This is a genomic window from Paraburkholderia sp. BR10954, assembly GCF_040965775.1.
In the GTDB taxonomy this organism is placed as follows: domain Bacteria; phylum Pseudomonadota; class Gammaproteobacteria; order Burkholderiales; family Burkholderiaceae; genus Paraburkholderia; species Paraburkholderia youngii.
The window spans coordinates 1-6,990 of record NZ_JBFRCK010000097.1; the positions used below are offsets into that span (position 1 = coordinate 1).

Consider the following 6,990-nt stretch of genomic DNA (forward strand, 5'->3'; position numbering starts at 1 on the left):
TTCCGGCGTCTCGCACGTGACTATGAACGGCTTCCCGAAACTCTCGCTGGGCTTCATTTCGTCGTCTTCGCAATGCTCATGCTTGTCCACGCCGTGCCAGTACTTCAAAGTTCCTAACACGCTCTAGGCGCGAACAGCGGTACGTTTTGCCGGCTGATGTCGGAGAAATGCGAATGCATCTGTTACGAGGTCGAGCCGAATCCCGACCGTTTTGCGCGGCTCGGCGGCATGGTGCGCGTGAAGCCCTCCAATCTCGCGATTGCCGATCGTGCAGGGACGATGAGCTTCTTCGTGGCGACGAATCGGGAGGCATCGTCGTTCGTTCGCACCAGCGAGAACAATCACGAGACCAAGTGGCCGCTGTGCGGCTCGACGTGTTCACGCAGCAGTAGGGAATCCCGCAAATCGATTTGGTGAAGGTCGACATCCAAGGCGCCGAGGTGCCGCTGCTTGATTGACTGCCGGACGCGTTTCTCCCTAACATTGGCCAGATCGCGATCGAATTCCAAGATTTTTGCGGCCGGTGGAGAAGAGGGATGTCGTCCGGCTTGAGCAGCGGCTTGAATCGCAGCGATTCCGGTTGATCAATTTCTCGAAGGAATCGCACGGGCACGAAGATCATCTGTTCCTCAACCGGAGGATGTGTCCGCTCGGCTACGTCGAGTATGCGACCACGAAGTATGTGACGAAGTACCTGTTGGGCGTGGGCCGCATCATCGACCGCTGGAGGCGCGGTGGCAGTAAGCACCAGTGATTTGCACAGCTCTGATTTGATGGACGACTTCCGCAGTTCGGGGCCCGGCATATTCCAAAGTGGAGAATTGTCAAAGCGAGATCCGAATGTCGGGGTGCGGGCCATTTACCAGATGTCGGGGGTGAGGTTGGTTTTGTTAGGCTGGGGTAGGTGTTGAGGGCGGTTTTGGCTCGCTTATTTGTCTCTCTGAGGGAGGTTTTTAGCACCGAGCCTGCCCGCGCTCCGGTGTGTCCTCGTCAACACTGCGTTCACGTCATCGTGCGTGAATTCCCGTGCTTCCTGGTGCCCGGAAGCCGACTCCTTGGCGTGTACCGCACTACCCTGATTGGTGCGTGACGGCGAGCTCGACGCCCGTCGGTCATCGCGTTGCGCCTGCAAGGCTTGGGCGACCTGCGCGCGTGACCGAGCCGCTTATGCTCGACGACGACGCCCTGGTCGATCTGAGCGAGCCGGTCAGAGGGAACATAGAGCAGGGACGTGCCGTGCGCCCGGATTTCAATGCGTCCGGCCGGAGCGCGCTGGCAGCAACTAGACACGCTCGGCTCGGCACGGGGCCGCGAGGGTGGACGCTGTCCGTCGGACACCCCCCGGCCGTCGACGAAATGGTCAAGGACGCCATCAAGGTGTTCAACAGCACCTGACACAAGACGGTTGAAGGGGCGCTTTTTTGTCATCCGCTGAAGCGGCTGGATGAGTTGCTCGCAGGTTTTTTAACGCATCAAAAGCAAGAGCTTGACGTGGGCGTCGTCGGGGATGACGCGATCTCGCGCGCCCCCGGCTAGGCAAGAAAGGTGATCCGGCTGCATGAGCGACCGTGTTATGCTCATTCGGAATGCTTGGCGCATGAAACGCAGCGCGACTGGGAATTTGCTCAGGCTGCCGCGCGACAAGCGGCGACTCAGCTGCGGCCCGCTTCGCAGGCTGGTCCGGCTGGGCAGTTGGAGTGAGCAGCCACAGGCGTTCGTGAAGTTGATCCGGCCACGGCCGGGTAGAAATTATTGGGCGCTCCATTAGTGCGGTGGCACGTTAACTCCCTTCTAGCGGTCCTGTCCGCTCGATAAGATACCCATCCTGAATGAAACTGCTCAACTCCCTTACCTATTTGCATCAGAGCCGTCGAGAGAAACTTCAGGAACGCCGCGGACATTTAATTTCTGAAGCGCAGTGTCTGATTCAACTGCGTGGATATCGCTGGGTGTGCCCCTTAATGCACGTCAACTAGAAAGAGAACTCCCAATTCTCAGTGATACACCTCGGTGACCCTCAAGCACTATTCGCAGCTTACCCAGTTCGTCGAGGTGACCGATAACCGAATCGGCGAGCATGTCGATGACGGGTCCTGGCGCGGTGCAGCGTAGGGTAATAGTCTCATCGACGCTGCTTGCACCAAAGTTCAGAGCTGTAATCTGAGTCTCTTTCCCAGCGGGAAGTTCGTGAATCATTACTAGGAGGCCTGGCGCGACAACGTCGGGAATCCCTATTTGCCTACTTAAGGCAAGGCCGTACGAGTCTCGCACAGCGAGGAGACGCTTGAGTTGTGAGGCGAAAGAGGTGGGGTCGGTGAGCTGCTCCGGCAACGTACCGTACAAGGCCACTGCGCGCGGCATGCCTTCTTTGGATGCATATGCATGCGTGTTTTCGCCTGTTAGATCATAGGCACCGCGTTGTACCCAGCGCGTGTCTCCGTCAGTCGTTCGCTCCTCGACGGCTTCAATGGGTAAGGGTAGTGCACCCACAAGGTCCCACCCCGATATCGCAAAAATGCCGGGCTGAAAAGCATTGAACATCGCAAGAAGAAGATGAATTTGTCGGATATTGTCCCTGTCCCTAGGCGTTATGGCGTCCAAGTCCCGAATATTGAGTGCCGCAGTGATGACGCTGACTGTCGTGCAAGACACACCGTTTGTCACAAAAGGAACATTGTAGCGCGCATGCTCGCCGCACAAGCGCTCGTACATCTTCTCCCGGATATGCTCTCGAAGGGAGTTGCCGTTCCATGTCTGCCCTTGGAACGTGAAGGTTGCGTTAGCGTGTAGCGACCAGAAATGTACGAGCTCCAGCGTCAGTTCATCGTGGTTTTGAAGCGCGTGAATGAGAGACGCCGGGTCGATGCCGTACTGATGGGCCTTGCGTAGCATCAGCCGCAAGAACTCTGTGTCTCCCGTCAGAAGTGCATGCTGATACGCAGGACGTGTGACAAAGTCGTAAGACAGGTCCGCGCCATTTTTGGACATCGCCGCCATGTCGTCGAGGGTGAGATTGAGTTCCTGAAAGCTGAACCCACCGGCCTTACGAATCGCCCCGGCAAGAAGCTGGTTGGCCGCGACCGCGAGTGGATGGCTCTGCGACCACGCATTGCCGTGTGGTCTTCGCTCGATGCCGAGAAAGCCGTTGGCATCCAGGCGAAGTCCGCGTGCGCCGAGGTCATCTATGGAGTGCAGAGCATCACCGATACTGATTTGTTGGGCTGCAAATGTTGGGTCGAGCCAGTTCAGTGACGGTTGACCTTCCTTAAAGTAGTGAAGGTATACCCACCGGCGCATTATGCCGTCTACGCTGAGTACAGGAGCGGTTGCACTCCAGTCTGTTTCCTTGACGCCCGGCGCAAAAAACATTACCCGCTGAAGTTGGCCAACGATGTAGCGCCTACGTTTTAGGGTGTCGACGACGTCAGCCGGCAGATTGATGGAATCTTTGCCTTCAGGTACGTCTGGTAAAAGGTTCCAGTCGCTAGGCATGATCTCGATCATGTGGTAGAGGCCGGGATAGTCCCCGTAATTCATCTCAGCGAGGCGGAAATCGGGGCCTTTGCCAGTATGCAAAGGAATAATATCGTCAATGACAACAGCGTTGTGCGCTGCCGCCATGCGACTCATTGCTATGAAGTCTTCTTTACTGCCGAATCTGGAATCGATCTCTAGGCCGATGCGATCAAAGTTGCCGTCCACCGAATGGGTAAAGCGCTTACCATTAAGACCACCTGCGACTTTGGTTGGACCCGGGTGCATGGCCCTAATGCCCAACGAGGACAGCGAACGCCACAGTGTCTCGTTTCCCAATGCCTGGAGTACCGATTGTCCCGGCGCGGCTATAACCGCGCCCGGGTACGCGGTGAACCAGACAGACGACTTTGCGCAGACCTCACGCGGGCGTGCCTCGGCATAGGGGTGAAGCCAAAGCTTGGCTTGCCCCGCATAACTGCGTGCCCGTGCCCGAACCTGGTGGAGCATTGATTGACTCACGAGCCACTGGATATGCTCTGAAGCCGGAAAATTCATGTCAGAGCTCCTGGAGATATTTCTTGAGGCGATATCAGGGCTTGGGTGCGTTCAACCAGCGCCTCGGATCCTCTGAGGCCAATGAGTCTTCACTTGAGTACGCGTGCACGTCACCGCCCGTGCCGGGTCCCGCCTGATCGTCATAGCCGACGATGGCCTTTACTTCGAGAAACGCCTCCAGACCCCACTCGCCATATTCACGGCCGTTGCCGGATTGCTTATATCCGCCGAACGGCGATCCCGCGTCCCACGCCGGATAGTTCAAATACACGCTGCCCGCGCGCAGCCGGAGCGCCACACGCTGGGCGCGCGCCCGATCTGCGGATTGAACGTATGCAGCAAGTCCGAACGGTGTATCGTCGGCAATCGCGATCGCGTCTTCCTCGTCGCGGTACGGCATGATGGCGAGCACTGGGCCAAAAATCTCTTCTCGTGCGATCGTCATCGACTGGTCGACGTTTGCGAAGACCGTGGGCCGCGCGTAGTAACCGCGCGACAGGCCGTCGGGACGTCCCGGCCCGCCGGCTGCGAGCAGTGCGCCTTCCTCGATGCCCTTTTTAATCAGCCGTTGCACGCGTGTGTATTGCACGTCGCTCACCAGAGGGCCCATCGTGGTGCGGTCGTCGTTCGCGGGACCCACACAGTGAGAGGCCGCCGCATGCTGTGCAATGCGCACGGCCTCGTCGTGCAGCGCTGCGGGCACCAGCATACGTGTCGGCGCGTTGCACGACTGGCCGCTGTTGCCAAAGCACTCGTAGACACCCGAAGTGACGGCAGCTTCCAGGTCCACATCGTCGAGAAGAATGTTTGCGGACTTACCGCCGAGTTCCTGGTGCACACGCTTGACGGTCGGCGCCGCGAGCTTCGCGATTTCCACGCCCGCTCGTGTCGACCCGGTGAACGACACCATGTCGACATCTGGATGACTGCAGAGCGCCGCGCCCACCGTCGGGCCGTCGCCGTTCACGAGATTGAACACACCCGGCGGCACGCCTGCTGCATCGAGAATCTCGGCGAACAGCACGGCGTTCAGCGGCGAGATCTCGCTTGGCTTGAGCACCATCGTGCAGCCGGCGGCAATCGCGGGGGCGACCTTGCAGACAATCTGGTTGATCGGCCAGTTCCACGGCGTGATGAGCGCGGCCACGCCGACGGGCTCATAATTGACAAGGGTCGTGCCCTTCTTGCGCTGCCAGGCGAAGCGTTCGCAGGTACGTAGGAGTTCTTCGAGGTGACGTCTGCCGAGCGCGGTCTGCCATGAATGCGAAAGCGTTTTCGGCGCGCCGATCTCGCGCGAAATGACATCGGCCATCTCGTCGTAACGCGCCGCATAAGCGTCGAGTATGCGGCGAATCAGTGCGAGGCGCTCAGTCAGCGGCGTCACCGAAAACGACGCGAATGCGCGCTTTGCAGCGGTCACAGCGCGCTCCACGTCGTCAGCATTGCCGAGCGCGATCTGCGCGAACGCCTCTTCCGTGCACGGATCGACAACGGCGAGGCGCGCGTCGCCCGACGGCGCGACCCAGACGCCGTCGATGTAAAACTTTTGTGCATTCGACATCCGCTTCCTACTCAGAGAGTGTTTCAAGAAGAACTGCCTGGATTGTTAATCCCGAGCCAAACCCGTTAGCTTCGACGGCAACCTCTCCAGCGCAAGCTGGAGAGCTGGGCGTACTGACGCATGGTTCCCCGCCTGTCGTCGTCTGCGCATAAGCTTTAAAAGACACGTCGACATTTACAAGAAGCAGCTGACGACTGGATGCCACCTAGTTTGCAGGTGAAAATCTCCAATGTGCCGAACAGTCTCTTGAAACGTTCACCACCGCATGCAAAATATTCGGAAGGAGGCGTGTAACAATCAAACCAAACAGCGCCCCCGCGTCGCCTAGTGCAATATAGCGAAAACATTTCTTTGTGCCTTTGATCGCCATCAATGCATGACTGTCTTCTAATGAATACATCGTCGGCGCTTGTCCTCCCGCTGCGGGCTCCGGTGCAAATAGGCGGTCGTACGAGATTGTTGTTAGATAGAGGGTAACTCATGACGCAGACAGGACGCCCTTTCAAGCTGCGGGCGCAGCGACCTCTTTGAGGCCGCGCTTCGCGAGATTGAACTGGCCTTGGCGGATTTGGCTTCCAGAGCTTTCAAGTGCTTCCGCATCGTCTCCAGATCGTGACGCAACTAGATACTAAGGACGCCTTGGGGCGAGACGGACAGGGTATGCCATTTGAGGACTTCGTTGGCGATACGAATCTGACCGTAGGCGGGTAATTCGAGGGCCAATTCGACAACGGCAGCATCGACATGCGGATCTACGCGGTTCGTGAGCAGGGGCCGATGGCGAGAATCTGCTGCAGCGGCGCTTCACTGCCCCGATCGTACAGTTCCTTAAATCGGTAGAGGCCGCGCTAGTAAAGCTTTGGCGAGTCCAGGTTCCACCTGGCTTGTCATTTCGCTCGATTGCTGCGCAACTTTTCTACGTGCCAGCAAAAAAGACAGTCGCTGACGGGCTTGCCGCAAATCCTCCTTGACTGCAGTCCACACCCGCGCCAGATCCGGGAAGGCTTCGTCTTCAACACCAGGCAAATACACGGCAGTCAGGTCGCCTGCGCGAGCCGGGTTTTCTGGGAATCAGCGATGGCGCAAAGACCATGCTCTCAAAGCCGCGCTGCGTCAGTTGCCGATGCAGTCAGTAGCAGCCTGGATCCGCCTCGTGCACTCACCCGTGAAGCCTTCGACTGGAGCCGCTTGCACAGCCGATCAATCTTAGTTTGAATTGCGCCGATCTTGCCACGCGATATGACCTCCCATGCGTCGATCGCGTAGGCCACCCTAGAGCGTGTTAGGAACTTCGATTGAGACCTGGTATCCTGGCGGGATGAAAAGGACCGACCGCAAAGGGTATCCGACAGATGTGTCGGATGAGGAATGGAGTTTCGCGGCGCCGTATCTGACGC

The 6,990-nt window shown here is 58.2% G+C and carries 4 protein-coding genes and 2 pseudogenes; 3 read left to right on the plus strand and 3 right to left on the minus strand.

Annotation, left to right across the window (positions count from 1 at the left end; translation table 11 throughout):
- From AB4Y34_RS40230 to AB4Y34_RS40240, 3 genes and pseudogenes are all read left to right on the plus strand, one after another.
- Window positions 1-117, plus strand: a pseudogene (locus tag AB4Y34_RS40230) (IS5/IS1182 family transposase); the annotation flags it as partial.
- A 463-nt stretch (window positions 118-580) separates the two neighbouring features.
- Window positions 581-754, plus strand: coding sequence for a hypothetical protein (locus AB4Y34_RS40235; protein WP_176370035.1), 174 nt, complete (start codon window positions 581-583; stop codon window positions 752-754).
- 413 nt (window positions 755-1,167) lie between these two features.
- Window positions 1,168-1,395: a hypothetical protein gene (locus AB4Y34_RS40240; RefSeq protein WP_176370034.1), complete on the plus strand. Its 228-nt coding sequence runs from the start codon at window positions 1,168-1,170 to the stop codon at window positions 1,393-1,395.
- A 573-nt stretch (window positions 1,396-1,968) separates the two neighbouring features.
- On the opposite strand, the gene treS is transcribed toward AB4Y34_RS40240, so the two are convergent.
- From treS to AB4Y34_RS40255, 3 genes and pseudogenes are all read right to left on the minus strand, one after another.
- A complete protein-coding gene (gene treS / locus AB4Y34_RS40245) occupies window positions 1,969-4,032 on the minus strand; it encodes a maltose alpha-D-glucosyltransferase (RefSeq protein WP_368719159.1) in 2,064 nt (687 codons plus the stop codon).
- Window positions 4,033-4,066: 34 nt separating this feature from the next.
- Window positions 4,067-5,593: an aldehyde dehydrogenase family protein gene (locus AB4Y34_RS40250; RefSeq protein WP_176370032.1), complete on the minus strand. Its 1,527-nt coding sequence runs from the start codon at window positions 5,591-5,593 to the stop codon at window positions 4,067-4,069.
- A 924-nt stretch (window positions 5,594-6,517) separates the two neighbouring features.
- Window positions 6,518-6,864: pseudogene (locus tag AB4Y34_RS40255) on the minus strand (IS110 family transposase); the annotation flags it as partial.
- Window positions 6,865-6,990 lie beyond the last annotated feature (126 nt).

Excerpts from the sequence above, each read along its gene's own strand:
- AB4Y34_RS40240 (WP_176370034.1), top strand. The coding sequence starts at position 1,168 with ATGCTCGACGACGACGCCCTGGTCGATCTGAGCGAGCCGGTCAGAGGG.
- treS (WP_368719159.1), bottom strand. The coding sequence starts at position 4,032 with ATGAATTTTCCGGCTTCAGAGCATATCCAGTGGCTCGTGAGTCAATCA.
- AB4Y34_RS40250 (WP_176370032.1), bottom strand. The coding sequence starts at position 5,593 with ATGTCGAATGCACAAAAGTTTTACATCGACGGCGTCTGGGTCGCGCCG.